Genomic DNA, 14,816 nt, shown 5'->3' on the forward strand with positions numbered 1-14,816 from the left:
CTGCAGGGCAAAAGAGTGAGGAAACACGCGGCGGGAAGCCACGGCAACCCGCTTCTGGGTTCGCTTGCCATGTCACACGAGCTAGCTGGTGACCGGATTCGCCGGCTTGACGGCAAACCGGGCTCTGGGGTGGTTGCGGGCGAAGCCCCAGCGCAGGCTGATCACCAGTTCCCACACGAGGATCAGCAGGAACGACGGCGCGAAGCCGGACTCCGGAAGATTCACGCCAATGACCGCCGCGGTGACGATATTGCCCGCCCCAATGGCAATGCCGGACCAAGCCAACACAGGGCCCAACTCCTTCGCCCGGAGGGCAGAAATGGCAGCGCAGAGCACGAACAGACCAGCCGGCAGCAGTCCCACCATGAAGTCTGCCTTGTTCATCTGGGTGAGAATAGCGGCCTGCTCCGGCGAAATCTGGTCACGCAGCGAATAGCCCGAAATGAGAGGGGCCGCTGAACCCAGCTTCACTGCAATCTCGACAACACCGCCCACCAGGGCCACTGCAGCCACCCAACCGGCAGCCCGAAGGCGCCAGCAGACGTATCCGATGAACGCCATCCAAAGTGTAAACGCCAGAAATTCGAGGCCAACCGCCACCTGGGCGGCTGGGTTTGCAGCCATTCGTTCCAAAGCATCGAGGCTCTGCTGCCCCGTTGGTGCATCAGGCGTCGCCGGGTCTGCGCCAATGGCAATTGCAGCGTTCGCCAGGATGAAATATGCGGCGCCGCTGAAGGCTCCGACCCTGTCCATGGCGGTGATGGCTCCGCCTGACGCCCGCTGTCCTGGGCCGTTGCGGCCGCCGGATTCAATGTCGTCTGCTGGGTCTGGACGGGTTTTCATGATGATTCCTTTCACTTCCGGCGCCACTGATCTTTACGGCCTCATCTGTGCGTGAGGCGGCGAAACTTCCAGAGTTCCGGTGAGCCTTCCAGCGGCGTGTCCGTATGGTCCTGCTGATGTGGAACGTCGCAGCCAGTTGGTGCTGGAGGTACTGTGCTTTCCTGTGTGCCCTCGGAGAGAGCTGTCGCAATTAGGCCGAGGCTGAGGATGGTGATGGTCAGCCGAGCTGTCCGCGGTCTGGATTTGTGGGCCATGGTGCTCCTTGGCTTTTCTCGTCCATGAACGTCTACGTCACGGAGTTGATAGCCATCAGTGTTGATCGCGGAAGCGATGTGCCGCGTCGACCCCCGGTAGCCATTCCGGCGTACATCTACAGGGGATGCGGCGCGGTCACCAACTACATCCCGCGGCGTAGGAATCCTCCGCCCGCCAGATCCACACGTGCCCGTGGCTTTTCAGTTCGCGGATGGATAAGGTCCACTCATGGATGGCACACGAAGCGGTGCGCCCGTGTCGGCCGGTGAAGCCGAGCGCCGCCTTCGTGTGGTCCTGATTGACGACGAAGCCCTGATCAGGGCCGGCCTCGCCCTGCTGCTGGAGTCGGAGCCAGACATCGAGGTGGTTGGGGAGGCTGGCGACGGCCGCGCCGGCGTCGAAGTGGTGGCAGGGCTGCAGCCCGACGTTGTGGTGATGGATATTCGGATGCCTGTGATGGACGGCGTCGCGGCCACCCGGGTCCTCACCTCCGAAGAGTTCAATGCCGGCCGCACGGAAGCAATACCCGTGCTCATCCTGACCACCTTCAACGAGGATGAAGCCGTCCACGCCGCCCTCCGTGCAGGCGCCTCCGGCTTCATCCTTAAGAACTCTGCGCCACGCATCCTGGCCTCCGCCATCCGTGCTCTTGCCGAGGGAGCAGGCTGGCTTGACCCCAATATCACCCGCAAGCTCCTTGAGGAATTCTCGAACAGGCCGGAACCGTACCTTCCCGGCCACGCCGAGCTGGATCAGCTGACACGGCGCGAACGGGAAGTGCTCGCCGCGATAGCCACAGGAATGAACAACAGCCAGATCGCAGGCAAGCTGTTCCTGAGCGAGGCGACCGTGAAAACGCATGTGCACCGCATCCTCATGAAACTCGGCGTCGCAGATCGTGCGCAGGCTGTGGCGGCGGCGTACCGGTCGGGCCTGGTCAAGCCGGACGGCCGCGGCTGAGCATTACAGCCGCTGCTTGCCCTAGTCCTGCAATAGTCCACTCGGTGGTGTATGCCATTGCTCAACCGGAGGATGGATGAAGGCCGCCGTCCCCGGGGGCACACTAGGGACAGAGGCATAGCCTTGACTGGTAAACCAGTTGTGAGGTGGGCAATGGTCCAAAATTATTTGAAATTCAGAGTGGCAAATTCTGGCCCTGCACGCCTGAACGGATCGCGTGGCTTCACACGGGCGGATTACACTGTTGTGCTGCTGGCATTTGCGCTTGAGCTTGCCAGCTTTTTTCCGGCTACGGCCGGCTCGCTCTCGGGGATCCTGGCCGTGGCGGCCTTTCTGTACGTGGCGGTTGGATTTCTTCCCCTCCTTTGGAGGCACCGCGCCCCGATCTTAGTTTTCGCCGGGCTCTTGTTGCATCAGGCGATCTTCGTGTTCTTCGTGACTCCCAACTACTTCGACTTCTCGCAGATTTACCGTGTCCCTTACATGCCAATAACCACTGTCCTGGTGGCGCTGGCCGCAGTGGCATCCGATCGTTCGTTGCGGCAGTCCCTCACGGCCCTCTTTACCGCAATCGCCTTTCCTGTTCTGATCACTTCACGCGGCAGGCCAGTCGAAGAGGATCTGTGGTTCATCGGCACCGGGGCCGTGTGGCTGGGAGGAGCTTGGGCTTTTGGCCGCTTTGTGGCCCGGAACCGGCAACGGATCAGCGCCCTTCAAGAAGAGCAGCGCAAGGCTGAACTGGCCGTAGCGCAGGAGCGCGCCCACATCGCCGCGGAACTGCATGACATCGTCTCCCATGCCGTCACCGTGATGATGCTGCACGCGGCCGGCGGGCGCAGGGTCATCGATTCCGATCCCCAACGCGCCGCCCAGGCCCTGGAGGTGATCGAGTCCGTCGGCACGGAGGCGACGCAGGAACTCGGCCGCCTCCTGAGGCTGCTGAAGCCACCCGGTAAGAACTCAGACGAAGAACAGCAGACCCCGCTCCCCACCCTGGGCGATATCCATTCGCTGATCGAGCCTGTCCGTTCAGGAGGAGTGCAGGTGGACGTGCGGGCATCCGGGGAAGCTGGCAGGCTTGACCCAAGCGTTGGCCATGCTGCGTACCGTGTTGTGCAGGAGTCGCTGACGAACATCTCCAAGCACGCCGGATCAGGAACCACTGCACTCATCGATGTTCGATGGGAGCCGCGGACGCTGACCCTCAACATCTCCGATGACGGTGGAGGCACGCCCGGAGGCCATCCGGAGGGTGCATCAGGCTATGGGCTCCTGGGGCTCAAAGAGCGGGTGGAAGTGGCCGGGGGAAGCATCGAATGGGGGCCGCGAGATCGAGGCTTCTTCCTGAGTGCCCATCTTCCCTCGTCACCTTAGTAAACCCGCCTCGCCTTGGAACACCGGGAACAAAGCGCCGTCGCCCGGAGGAATTCACAGGTCCACCGCCTAACATTGCCCCATGAAGGCTGCCCGGGACGCACGCTCTGCCGCCGTGGTGATCAACGCCGGATCACGCCGGGGGGCGGCACACGAACTCGCCGTGGACACCATGCGCAAGGCAGGCGTGCCCATCTCCTCCGTCCATCCTGTGCACTCCGTGTCGGACCTGGCCGGGACGCTTGACCGGGTGCTTGCCGACGGGCACGACCTGGTGGTTGTCGGCGGCGGCGACGGGACTGTGTCCTACGCCGCCGGCCGGGTTGCCGGCACCAACACTGTGCTGGGTGTTCTTCCGCTGGGCACCGCCAACGACTTCGCCCGCACGCTGGAGATACCAAGCAATCTTTCCGAGGCCTGCGCTGCCCTTGCCGACGGGAAGGTGGTGGACATCGACCTCGGCCGGGCCAACGGTGAGCCCTTCCTCAACGTCGCCTCCGTGGGCCTGTCGGTGGCTGTGACGGAAGCCCTCAGCCCACGCCTGAAGCGGTACATCGGGCCATTGGCGTACAGCATCGCCACCCTAACGGCTTATGCCCGGCACAAGTCGTTCCGGGCCCGCCTCGAATTCCCCGAGGGCGACCATGAGCCGATGGAGCTCGAGGACCTGCTTCAGGTGGCCGTCGGCAACGGCAGGCATTACGGCGGCGGCAACACGGTCTCCCCCACGGCCGGGATCGACGACCACACCCTGGACATCTACGCCATCGTGGCCGGGCCGCTCCGGGAGCACGTGAGCATCGCCCGGCTGCTCAAGGACGGAAGCTTCATCAAACACGACCGCGTGCACCACCTGACCAGCCGGGCGGTCCGGCTGGTCACCGACCCGCCGCTGCCCGTGAACCTCGACGGCGAGATTGCGGCCACCACGCCCACCGACTTCACCATCCAGCGCAACGCCGTCCACGTCGTGGTGCCCCAGGGCAGCAACAGCGCGCTGTTCGACGGACCGGGCGCGGAGAACTGGCCGCCTCTGTGAAGCACAAGGCGACGGGCCGCCGTCGTACATTACGACGGCGGCCCGCAGGCAAGGTGCCTGACTCCCCTACTGTCCCGGGGCCCGGTAGGACGGCGTCTTCTTGGCGGCTTCGTCGAGGTCTTCCACGGTCAGGAGCGGCTTCAGGCGGACGTTGACGTTTCCCGTCGAGTTGATCAGCAGCGACAGCGCTGCAGCACTCGCATCGTCCGGCGCCTCAAAAACACCAAGGACGTCGTAGTAGCCAAAGGCGTAGTAGAAGCTCTCCAAGGAACCTCCCACCGAGTTGAGGGCCTCCGCCAGCGCGTCACGCCGCTTGCTGCCGCCCTCCTGCATCAGCCCCTTGACGCCCGGGCCCACATACGTTCCTTCAAACAGATACTTCGGCATGCTCTTTCCTTCCTATTTTTCATTCCACCCGCGCTGTGGCGGACGTCTGCCGGCCCGTCCCTTAGCCGGGAGCGCACGGCTAAGAATCCCGGGTGAAGGTTCCCAGCCCGGTTCTGTCGTAGAAGTCCAGGGTGACGCTGGGCGAGGAGCCGTTGCCTGGTGCAGCAAAGATCGCACCGGCCAGGCCGTTGCCGTTCTCGCCGATGGTCTCGAAGCTGAAGGTATCGCCGTCGAAGTGGGTGAGGGGGAACGTGGTGAGTTTGTCGGCAGGGCCCATCCGCATGGCCAGCTGCCCGTCCTGCTCGAAGACCACGAGCGGGCCGTAGTAGGGGTTGTCATAGGTGCCCGTGTAGGCACTGTTCGGTTTGGCAAAGGCCGGCTTGGGCGGAAGTTTGGTGTAATCGACCTCGGGTTTGTCGGCCTCGTCCTGCTGCTTGAAGAGTCCGGCGAAGAAAGACAGCCAGTCCACGGTGGGTGAGCCATGCTGGGCCGTGTCCATAAAGTCCGCGTTGATGGCTTCCGGAATCCCCTGCGGGCGGCCGTTGGTCAGGGTCACAATGGCCAGTTGTTCACCGGGAAGCATGGAAACGGCAGTTGCGGCGCCGAGGTTGAACGCGCCCGAATGTCCCAGCGAGACACGGCCCTGGTCGTCGTAGGAGACATTCCAGCCCAGCCCGTAAAAACCTGACCGGGCTGCGGGGGCGGACGCTACCCGGGAAACGATATGGGGGACGTGGGTTGTTTGCAGGGCAGCGGGATCAATGACCGGCTTCCCCTCATATTCGCCGTTGCCCAGCTGCAGCCGGAGCCACTGGGCCAGATCCCGGACGGACGAGCTGGCACCACCCGCCGGGGCTTCGGAGTCGGGGTCGCGGTGGTATTTCGCCGCCCACTCCTTGTTCCCCACCGGCACATGCAGCACGGCCTTGTCTGCGGCCTTTTCATAGTCGGCGAGGCGGTAACTGGACGCAGACATGCCCAGCATGCGGAACAGGATCCCGTCCGCCAGGTCCTCCCAGGCCAAGTTCATGGCATCCGCTGCTGCCTGCCCGCCCTCGGTGAAGCCGAAATTGCTGTAGTTGTAGCTGGACCGGAAGGTATCAAGCGGTTGCTGGTTCAGGTGGGACAGGATGTAGTCACGGTCGAAGCCGAGGTCCTCCAGCAGGTCACCCGAACCGGTTCGAAGCCCAGTGCGGTGGGACAACAGGTCAGCGAAGGTCGCGTTCCGGGTGACGTACTCATCGTTGAGCGCGAAGTTGCTGTTGTATTCGATGACGGGGTCGGTCCATTTGATGACTTCTTGTCCCACCACCCCTGCCACCACGGTGGACGCCAGGGGCTTGGACACCGAAGCCACCTGGAACACCGTGTCCGGAGTGATCTTTCCGGGCTTTCCGACTTCCCGGACGCCAAAACCCTTGGAAAACACCACCTCGTCCCGGTACACCACGGCAACGGCCATCCCCGGCAGGCCGGTACTGGCCATGGAGTCCTGGATGAATCCGTCCAGCCTGGCCAAGGCACGGTCTACTTTCGGCCTGTCCAGCAGCGGTGGAACCTGTCCCGGCGGGGTCGGGAGAAGTGATGCGGGCGCCGATGCACCAACAGCCTGTGCCGATGCCCCGCTGCAAGCGGTCAGAAAGGGTAAACCGACGACGCCCACCCCGGCTGACTTCAGCAGCGTTCGTCGGTTCGGGAGAAGGGGAGCATTGTTCATAACGAATCCTTGATCCTCAGGCGGTGAGCACTCATGAGGCCCCAGCCTTCCCGAGCCTTAATAGTGGACCCGGCGCCCGCACCCGTGCAATGGGCTGCTGGGACGAGCCTCCCCTAAATCGGAGCACCCGCGGGGAGAGCGGCTACCTCATGATCCCGCAGGGACCTTTGGCCTATCGCTTACCGGATCCATGTGCAGTAGGTTGGGCGTACGCCGTATGAACAGGGTGCTGCTGGGCACCGTTATTTCCGGCTGTCAACGCTTGGCTCAACTCGTCAGGCCTGCATGGACAGTGCTGTCCACGCCAACGCCCAGTAACTTCAGAGAAGCCCATCATGGCAACTGCAACCATTCCCCGTATCCGTCCCAACCCCAGGTTCGGGTGGCTCGTGCCCGCCGCCCTGATTCTCCTCAGCCTCGTGCCCATCATCGCCGGGGCCGTCCGTATCACCGATCTGACGGGTGGCCAGATCAGGCCGGACAACGCCCGGTTCTTCGATGCGCCCATCCCCGTGCTGATCCACATCCCCGCCGTCACCCTGTACCTGGTTCTGGGCGCGTTCCAGTTCGTTCCCCCGCTGCGCCGGGGCAAGCGCGGCAGGCCGAGCTGGCACAAAGTCGCCGGCCGCATCCTTGCCCCCACAGGTTTGCTCGCTGCCCTGTCCGGTTTGTGGATGGCGGTATTCTACGACCTCCCGCCCCTGGACGGGACCCTGCTGCTTGTCCTTCGGTTGGTGTTCGGGTCCGCGATGGTGGCGTTTATTGCCCTGGGATTCATTGAGGTGCGCCGCAGGAACTACGTCCGGCACAGCGAGTGGATGTCCCGGGCGTACGCCATCGGCATCGCCCAGGGAACCATCGTTGTGGTGACCATTCCCTGGATCGTCCTGGTGGGGCCGGTGACCGAGCTGAGCCGGGCGCTGCTGATCGGCGCCTCCTGGGTGCTCAGCCTGGTTGTGGCCGAATACTTCATCTACCGGCGCGCGCACGCATCCGGACGGAACCCCCGCGCTATCAAGCCGGCCTAGGCCTGCCTACGCCTCTTGGGTGTCTGCGCGGCCATGGAGGTGCAGGCCCTCGAACGCCGCGACCTTCTTCAGCTCCTGCAGGATCGCGAGCTGCTCACGGTTGATGGCTATCAGAAGTTCGATCTCTTCCTTGGCCTTGGTGTTGGTGTCGTAGTCGTGCTGGGCCATGGCCGCGGCGATGGCGTCCTGCCGTTTGGCGGCGATGAGCAGTATGGCGCCCTGGAGTCCTGCCAACATGGAGAGCAGGAGGTTCAGGAGGATGTAGGGGTATGGGTCCCAGGCCTGGGTGGCCAACGCCCAGGTGTTGATTGCGGCCCAGATGAACATGAACCCGATGAAGCTTCCAACGAACGGCCAGCTTCCCATGCCGTTGCGCATGACGTCAGCCGCCCGTTGCCCCCTGGTGAGAGAGGCCTTGTGTTTGTCATGCCAGGTCTTCTGTTGATGGTTCATGACTCAGACTAAGCCTCCGGTCCACGCCGCGGGGTGCACGGTGGTTCCGCGGATTTGCGATCCTAGGCAGTATGGGCGCGGTCCCTGCTGAGGTACCGTCTGTGTGCCCGATGGAGGAGTTCGACGGCGAGGCACCCGGCGAGGGCGATCAGCGCCGTCGCTGTCAGGTGTTCTTGTTCGGGCAGGGTGAAATCAAAAAAATCGCGGAGCAGCGGCACTGTCAGCAACATGGCAAGAGCGGCATACATCACGCCAACAATTAACATCCGCCAGCGGTTCAAGGGGCGCGAGAGAACCACCAACACCCACAAGGCGATAAGGGTCAGGACAAGAACGGAACCAGTCCGGACGGCGGGCCCGGTGCCCTGACCGGCCAACAGGGCATAGGCGTTGATGCTGAGGACGGCGAGCGCGATGATGAGCCCGGCAGGGACAGCGAAGGACAGTGAGCGCTTCAGGAATCCGGCCCGGTAGCGGCGGGTGTTCGGCATCAGCGCCAGGAAGAAGGCCGGAATTCCGATGGTGATGCCGTCCGTGGCGGACAGCTGGCGGGGAAGGAATGGAAATCCCCAGAGCAGCGCCCCGAACGTGACCGAGAGGATGACGGCGTAGGCGGTTTTGGCCAGGAACAGCATGGAGACCCGTTCGATGTTCGCGATCACCTGCCGGCCTTCCGCGACCACCCCCGGGAGCCTGTCGAATCTGCCGTCCAACAGGACGAGCCGCGATACGGCTTTGGTCGCGGCGGCGGCGGAGTCCATGGCGATGCCGATGTCCGCTTCCTTCAAGGCCAGGGCATCGTTGACGCCGTCACCGGTCATGGCCACCACGTGCCCTCGCCGTTGCAGCGCCCGGACCATGTCCTTCTTCTGTGCAGGAGTGACCCGGCCGAAGACGGTGTGCTGCTCCATGACATCAGCCAACTCATCGGGATCTTCGGGCAGCTCCCGGGCGTCGAAGCCTCCATCGGTTTCCACCCCTACCTCCCGGGCAACAGCTGTCACGGTCCGGGGATCGTCACCGGAAATAATTTTCAACTCCACGCCCTGGTCCCGGAAATAGGACATCGTCTGCGCGGCGTCCGGACGGACCTGCTCACGAAAGGTCAAAAGTACGGCGGGAGCGGCCTGGGCCGGAAGCACTTCTTCGTTGTCGTTTCGGGTGAAGCTTGTTCCGGGGGCGTGTGCGAGCACTAGTGTCCGTAATCCTGTGGAGGCAAGTCCGGCGGCCGTCCGGAGGGTACTGTCAGGCTCGGGCGTTCCCGGGAGAAGGACAATCTCCGGGGCCCCCAGCAGCCATGTCCCGGCCATGGTGGTGCCGGCAGGGAAGCTGACGGCGCTCCACTTCCTGCCGGACGAAAAGGGCACTGAATCGAGCGGACGGAGCGTATCCGCGGGAAACGCTTCCGTGAGGCACCGGGCGGTGGCGTTGGCGTTCGGGTCGGCGCCAAACCATCCAAGCGCCCGCTTCCATCCTGCCGGTGCTTCTGTATCCAACTCGTGGACGGCGTCGAAGACGATCCTGCCCACGGTGAGGGTCCCGGTCTTGTCCAGGCACAGAACGTCCACCCGGGCAAGGCCCTCCACAGCAGCAAGTTCCTGGATGAGCACCTTCTGGCGTGCCAGCCGGACGGCGCCCACAGCAAAGGCGACGCTCGTCATCAGGACCAGGCCCAGCGGAATCATGGCTATGACGCTGGCGACGGCGCCCACGGACGCAGTCTTCCAGGTTCCCGTTGCTATGGCCTGCTGCCATCCGCCCTGGCCCTGCATCTGCCCGTTGACGACGATGGCCATGATGGGCAGTAGCGCCAGGGTGATCCACCGAAGAATCCGGTCAAGCCCCCGGCGGATCTCCGACTGCACCAGGGAGAACCGCTTCGCCTCGGCTGTCAGGCGGCTCGCGAACGACTCCGCGCCCACGCGGGTCACCACAGCCCTTCCCTGGCCGGAGACGATGCTGGAGCCGGACAGCACTTCAGCACCGGCAGCTTTCTGCACGGCGTCCGATTCGCCGGTCAGCAAAGACTCATCGACCTCCAGGCCGTCGGCGTCCAGAATCACCCCATCCGCGGGGACCTGGTCTCCGGCGCGGAGGACCAGCACATCGTCGCGGACGACGTCTTCGATATGGATCTCCTGAACCGCGCCGTCCCGGAGCACCCGTGCCCGCGGGGAGTTCAGGACGGCCAGGCGGTCCAGTGACTTTTTGGCCCTGTATTCCTGGACGACACCGATGAGGGCGTTGCTGACGGCCGCGAATCCGAACAACGCGTCCCGCCACTGGCCGAGCAAAAGCAGCAGCACGAAGCTGCCGGCAACGATGGCATTGAAGAGAGTCAGGACGTTGGCCCGGAAAATGTCCCAAAGGCTCCGGCTGGAATCATTTGACGTGACGTTGGTCAATCCGGATTCGATGCGCACGGCAACATCGTCAGTGGACAGTCCTGCCCTTTCCGACAGGTGCGCCATGCGGACAGCCGCGTGCTCTTGCCCGGTCATCCCGGTTCCCGCATCCAGCGCGGTGACATCCCTGAGCGCCCGGCCACGGTCCGGGGCGGGGCCATCTTCATGTGGCTGCTTCCTGCCGTGCCTCCGTGGTTGCACTCGCATTGAGCATCACCTTCAGTGCCTTGGTTTCGGCGGCCCGGGAAAAGGTGTCGTACGCCTTTTCGATGTCGTCGAGGTCGAACTCGTGACTGACGAACGGGTCCACCTGCAGCTTTTTCTGTGCGACGAGCTTGAGTAGCGTGCCGGTGGTGTTCGTATTCACCAGCCCCGTGGTGATGGTGATGTTCGAGATCCAGAGTTTGTCCAACGGCAGGTCAGCACCTTTGCCATGTACGCCCACATTGGCCACGTGGCCGGCGGGCCTGACAATGTCCAGCACCATGGCAAAGGTCTCCGGTATACCCACTGCTTCAATGGCTACGTCGACGCCGAGACCATCCGTGAGGGCGAGCACCTGACCCTTCCAGCCAGCATCGGTGGACACCACGCCGTCCGTGGCACCAAACCGTTTGGCCTGCTCCACCCGGTTCCGGTCCACGTCCACCGCGATGATGCGGGATGGACCGTAGAGTCCCGCGGTGGTGATCGCCGCCAGTCCAACGGGACCTGCACCCACCACGGCGACGACATCACCGGGCTTGACGGCCCCGTACTGCACTCCGATCTCGTGGCCGGTGGGCAGGATGTCGGACAGCATCGTGCCCGCCTGGGTGTGACGCCGTCGGGCATTTTGTACACGGAAGTCTCGGCGTACGGGACGCGCACAAACTCGGCCTGTGTCCCGTCGATGAGGTGCCCAAGAATCCAGCCGATCCCGGCGGCCCCCTCCTCACCCAGACAGTGGGCGAAAACTCCCTGCTTGCAGTAATCGCAGTGCCCGCACGCGGAGATACACGAGATGATCACCCGGTCACCGGTCACGAGGCCGGTGACCGCGGACCCCACTTCAGTGATCGTGCCCACGCCCTCGTGCCCGAGGATGCGGCCGCGCTCCACTGCCGGCACGTCGCCCTTGAGGATGTGCAGGTCCGTCCCGCAAATGGTGGTTGTTTCGACTTTCACGATGACGTCGGTCGGTTTCCGGATCTTGGGATCGGGTACCTCTTCCCATGCCTTCTGGCCAGGACCGTGGTAGACAAGTGCCTTCATCGTCGTTCCTTCGATCGGCCAAGGCGCCCCCGCCTGGGAGCTGCGTTCGGCGGCATCGCTGACTGCACGAGTTGCCCTAAGCGTACGTCCGGCCTCCCCGCCCCACGCAAGGGGACCATTCGGTTCGGGCCGCAGCCTGAAGTCGAGGACCGGCAGTCACGGTCAGAATGAGCATGACTTGTGGACTCTTTCGCCGGTGAAGGGGCACACACTGGGAAGAGGAGGGGGCCCACCCCGCCACCGGCCAGGACGCGAGATGACATGAGAATACTGTTTGCCCTTTTTCTCGGCCTCCATGGTCTACTTCATCTGCTGGGTGCAGCGAAGGGGCTCGGGCTCGCCGACGTTGCCCAGCTAACCCAGCCAATCACCCAGCCCGAGGGCGTTCTATGGCTTCTCGCAGCGGTACTGCTCCTCGCCACCGCGATCTCCCTGTTCGTCCTGCCCCGGTTGTGGATGGTGATCGGCATTTCCGCGCTCATCATGTCCCAGCTTACGATTAGTCTTTCGTGGGCTGACGCCGGGTACGGGACCATCCCGAACATCATCCTGCTTGCCGGACTGGTCTTCGGGTTTCTGTCCTCGGGGCCCCGGAGCTTCCGCGCCGAGTACAACCGTGAGGTCGCACAAGACCTGGCCCGATCCGTCCCCACGCCGCTGCTCACCGAGGCCGACCTCGTGCACCTCCCCGCCGTGGTGCAGCGCTACATCCGCCGCAGTGGCGCTGTGGGTTTACCCAAAGTCCAAAATTTCTCGGCCCGCTATCACGGACAGATCCGCAGCGGGCCGGACTCGTCCTGGATGTCCTTCACGGGCCGGCAGCAGAACGCCTACGACCGTCCCTCACGCCTGTTCCTCATGGACGCCTCAAAATCCGGAGTGCCCTTCCAGGCCTTCCACCGTTTTGTCGGCCCCTCCGCGACGATGAGGGTCAAAGTCGCCTCACTCGTCACTTTGGTGAACGCGGCTGGCCCGGAGATGGACGAGGCGGAGACAGTCACCCTTTTCAACGATCTTTGCGTCCTGGCGCCGGGCGCGTTGATCGCCGGCAGCATTGAATGGCGCGAGATCGATCAGGAGTCGGTGGAAGCGTCCTTTACCAATACCGGCCGCACCATCCACTACCAATACCGGCCGCACCATCCACGCAATCCTCTCGTTCAATGAGCTCGGGGAACTGATCAACTTCGTTGCCGATGGACGAGGCGCAGCGTCGTCGGATGGACGATCATTCACCAAAATGCGGTGGTCCACTCCGTTGACTGCCTACCGGAGCTTCGGAGTGCACCGGCTCATGGGTTCCGGCGAGGGAATCTGGCACGCACCGGCAGGGAACTACTCCTACCTGCGCTTTGTCCTGGATTCGATCGAGTACAACGTGGCCAGACCGCCCCTATTGCAAGGCTGGCCCCCTGTGTAGGCTCAGGCCATGGATACCGCCGAGCCAGGACAAACAACTGAAAACCTCAGCGTTCATGACTGCTGGAAATACCTTCGGTCAGTCTCCGTCTGCAGAGTGGCCGTGACCGGCGGCGACGGAACGGACATCTTCCCCGTGAACTATGTCCCCAACTACGGGACCGTCATCTTCCGGACGGGCCCCGGCACCAAATTGGATGCCCTGCTGGCAATACCTGCGGTGGTGCTGGAAGCGGACGGAATGAACAGTTACGGCACCATTGCCTGGAGTGTTGTCATTAAGGGTCTTGCTGAGGTGGTATCGAACGGCGAGGAGCTCCAGGAGGCTGCAGAGGCAGGCCTGTCCCCGTGGCAGCCGGGGGTGAAAGACACGCTCGTCCGGGTCACTCCGAAAGAAATCAGCGGCCGCCGCTTTGTCATCAGCTCGCCATTGAATTGGTGGCCGCCGCTGGACTCGGCCTCTTCCGAGCCCAAGGACGCTGGCCAGACAACGTGAAAAGCGAGAGCAGGCACGTGGGTGAAGGCCCGGGCTCCGGTATTACCGGAGCCCCGTGAAGAAAGCCGACGCCGCCCCTGGGCTGCCACGAAGAGCTTTCCTCCGCAGATGGGTCATTGCAGTCACGGCGGGCGAGGCACTCGGTTTTATGATCCCGGCCGCCGTGGGTGGAGTTCTGGCAGTGGCCGCCACACCCAGTTTCCTTGTTTACCCTTTGATGATTGCTGCTGGCGCCTGCGAGGGTGCTCTGCTCGGGCTGGGGCAGTCGATCGGTTTCGGTTCTTCGGTGGTACGGCGGTCCTCCTGGGTGGCGGCCACCGCAGCAGGCGCGGCTGTGGCCTGGTCGGTCGGCATGCTGCCCAGCACCATCAACGACTTCGATCCCGGCTCACCGTCGGTTGTCCCATGGATTCTGGCCGGTGCCGTGCTGCTTCTGGTGTCCATTCCGGCCTTGCAGTGGCTTGTCCTCAGGAGGGTTATCAGGCCTGCGTTCTGGTGGATACCCGTTAATGTCGGCGTCTGGGCAGTGGGCATCCTGTGGACCCTGGCGCCGTCACCGTTCATCGACGAGAGGACGGCACTTCCTGTGCTGTTCGGGACGTACCTCTTGGCGGGCCTACTGATGGCCCTCACCGTGGCCTCACTGTCAAGCCTCGCCGCACTGCGCGTGGTGCAGTTGCATTCCCGAACTGAAAACCAGCAAGCGGAAGTTACTAACTAATCGATTGGAGAAGTGCCATGCAGGACAACCCCGGATCCCACGTCGTTGTGGGGGTCGATGGCTCCCCGGCATCAGTTGAGGCGCTGAGGCAAGGACACCGCCTTGCCACCGCACTTGGTGCGGAAGTCCACGCCCTCGCCTGCTGGGAGAACCCGCAAATGTATGACGGCTACGCCGTGATGGGCATCGGAGGCTTTGAGGAGAAGGTGGAACAAATACTCGCCCAGGCGGTGCAGGACGCCTTTGGAACACAGCGCCCAGCCAACCTGCGGACCCGCCTGGTCAATGGAGCACCGCGCCAGACCCTTCTTGATGCCAGCAAGGACGCGGCCATGCTTGTTGTCGGCAGGCGCGGCCACGGTGGCTTTGGAGGGCTGCTTCTGGGTTCGGTAAGTTCCGCGTGCGTCGCACACGCCGATTGCCCGGTTCTCGTGGCTCACGCACCCAGCACCAGCAGCTGATCCA

14 protein-coding genes and 1 pseudogene are annotated in these 14,816 nt (G+C 63.6%); 9 read left to right on the forward strand and 6 right to left on the reverse strand.

Annotated elements, in window-relative coordinates:
* Positions 1–81 precede the first annotated feature (81 nt).
* Entirely contained in the window at positions 82–843 is a 762-nt protein-coding gene (locus QF038_RS15575; protein WP_307611048.1) for a hypothetical protein, read from the reverse strand.
* Positions 844–1,326: 483 nt separating this feature from the next.
* On the opposite strand from QF038_RS15575, the gene QF038_RS15580 reads away from it, so the two are divergent.
* From QF038_RS15580 to QF038_RS15590, 3 genes are all read left to right on the forward strand, one after another.
* Positions 1,327–2,058 carry a response regulator transcription factor gene (locus QF038_RS15580; RefSeq protein ID WP_307611050.1) on the forward strand — a complete coding sequence of 244 codons (732 nt, stop codon included), beginning with the start codon at positions 1,327–1,329 and terminating at the stop codon, positions 2,056–2,058.
* Positions 2,059–2,484: 426 nt separating this feature from the next.
* The gene (locus QF038_RS15585; protein ID WP_307611053.1) at positions 2,485–3,432 is read left to right on the forward strand and encodes a sensor histidine kinase; all 948 of its coding nucleotides are present in this window, start codon (positions 2,485–2,487) and stop codon (positions 3,430–3,432) included.
* An 82-nt stretch (positions 3,433–3,514) separates the two neighbouring features.
* On the forward strand, positions 3,515–4,471 hold the full coding sequence (locus QF038_RS15590) for a lipid kinase (RefSeq protein WP_307611055.1): 957 nt from the start codon (positions 3,515–3,517) through the stop codon (positions 4,469–4,471).
* Between the two features lie 66 nt (positions 4,472–4,537).
* Here the strand turns inward: QF038_RS15590 and QF038_RS15595 are convergent, their stop codons facing one another.
* Together QF038_RS15595 and QF038_RS15600 are read right to left on the reverse strand one after the other, a co-directional pair.
* Positions 4,538–4,858 (reverse strand): GYD domain-containing protein, encoded by a 321-nt coding sequence (locus tag QF038_RS15595; RefSeq protein WP_307611056.1) that lies wholly within the window; start codon positions 4,856–4,858, stop codon positions 4,538–4,540.
* A gap of 79 nt (positions 4,859–4,937) precedes the next feature.
* Positions 4,938–6,377 carry a serine hydrolase gene (locus QF038_RS15600; RefSeq protein ID WP_307611058.1) on the reverse strand — a complete coding sequence of 480 codons (1,440 nt, stop codon included), beginning with the start codon at positions 6,375–6,377 and terminating at the stop codon, positions 4,938–4,940.
* Positions 6,378–6,910: 533 nt separating this feature from the next.
* Here QF038_RS15600 and QF038_RS15605 point away from each other — a divergent pair.
* Positions 6,911–7,603, forward strand: a complete 693-nt coding sequence (locus QF038_RS15605; protein WP_307611060.1) for a DUF2306 domain-containing protein — start codon at positions 6,911–6,913, stop codon at positions 7,601–7,603.
* A gap of 6 nt (positions 7,604–7,609) precedes the next feature.
* On the opposite strand, the gene QF038_RS15610 is transcribed toward QF038_RS15605, so the two are convergent.
* The 3 genes and pseudogenes from QF038_RS15610 to QF038_RS15620 all read right to left on the reverse strand — a co-directional run bounded on the left by QF038_RS15610 (position 7,610) and on the right by QF038_RS15620 (position 11,715).
* On the reverse strand, positions 7,610–8,056 hold the full coding sequence (locus QF038_RS15610) for a DUF1003 domain-containing protein (RefSeq protein WP_307611062.1): 447 nt from the start codon (positions 8,054–8,056) through the stop codon (positions 7,610–7,612).
* Positions 8,057–8,118: 62 nt separating this feature from the next.
* Positions 8,119–10,527: an HAD-IC family P-type ATPase gene (locus tag QF038_RS15615; protein WP_373461651.1), complete on the reverse strand. Its 2,409-nt coding sequence runs from the start codon at positions 10,525–10,527 to the stop codon at positions 8,119–8,121.
* A 97-nt stretch (positions 10,528–10,624) separates the two neighbouring features.
* Positions 10,625–11,715: pseudogene (locus QF038_RS15620) on the reverse strand (zinc-dependent alcohol dehydrogenase family protein).
* 261 nt (positions 11,716–11,976) lie between these two features.
* Between QF038_RS15620 and QF038_RS15625 the strand changes: the two are divergent.
* From QF038_RS15625 to QF038_RS15640, 5 genes are read left to right on the forward strand one after another with little or no spacing between them, the layout of a single operon-like run.
* A complete protein-coding gene (locus QF038_RS15625) occupies positions 11,977–12,882 on the forward strand; it encodes a DUF6544 family protein (RefSeq protein WP_307611065.1) in 906 nt (301 codons plus the stop codon).
* Positions 12,770–13,135, forward strand: a complete 366-nt coding sequence (locus tag QF038_RS22360; RefSeq protein WP_373461584.1) for a DUF6544 family protein — start codon at positions 12,770–12,772, stop codon at positions 13,133–13,135. Before QF038_RS15625 ends, QF038_RS22360 begins: the two co-directional genes overlap by 113 nt.
* Before the next feature lie 9 nt (positions 13,136–13,144).
* Positions 13,145–13,630, forward strand: a complete 486-nt coding sequence (locus QF038_RS15630) for a pyridoxamine 5'-phosphate oxidase family protein (RefSeq protein ID WP_307611067.1) — start codon at positions 13,145–13,147, stop codon at positions 13,628–13,630.
* Positions 13,631–13,685: 55 nt separating this feature from the next.
* Complete coding sequence (locus QF038_RS15635) at positions 13,686–14,351, forward strand: hypothetical protein (protein WP_307611069.1); 666 nt, start codon at positions 13,686–13,688, stop codon at positions 14,349–14,351.
* Positions 14,352–14,368: 17 nt separating this feature from the next.
* Positions 14,369–14,812: a universal stress protein gene (locus QF038_RS15640; protein ID WP_307611071.1), complete on the forward strand. Its 444-nt coding sequence runs from the start codon at positions 14,369–14,371 to the stop codon at positions 14,810–14,812.
* Positions 14,813–14,816: the final 4 nt, after the last annotated feature.

This window comes from Pseudarthrobacter sp. W1I19 (assembly GCF_030817835.1).
Lineage (GTDB): Bacteria > Actinomycetota > Actinomycetes > Actinomycetales > Micrococcaceae > Arthrobacter.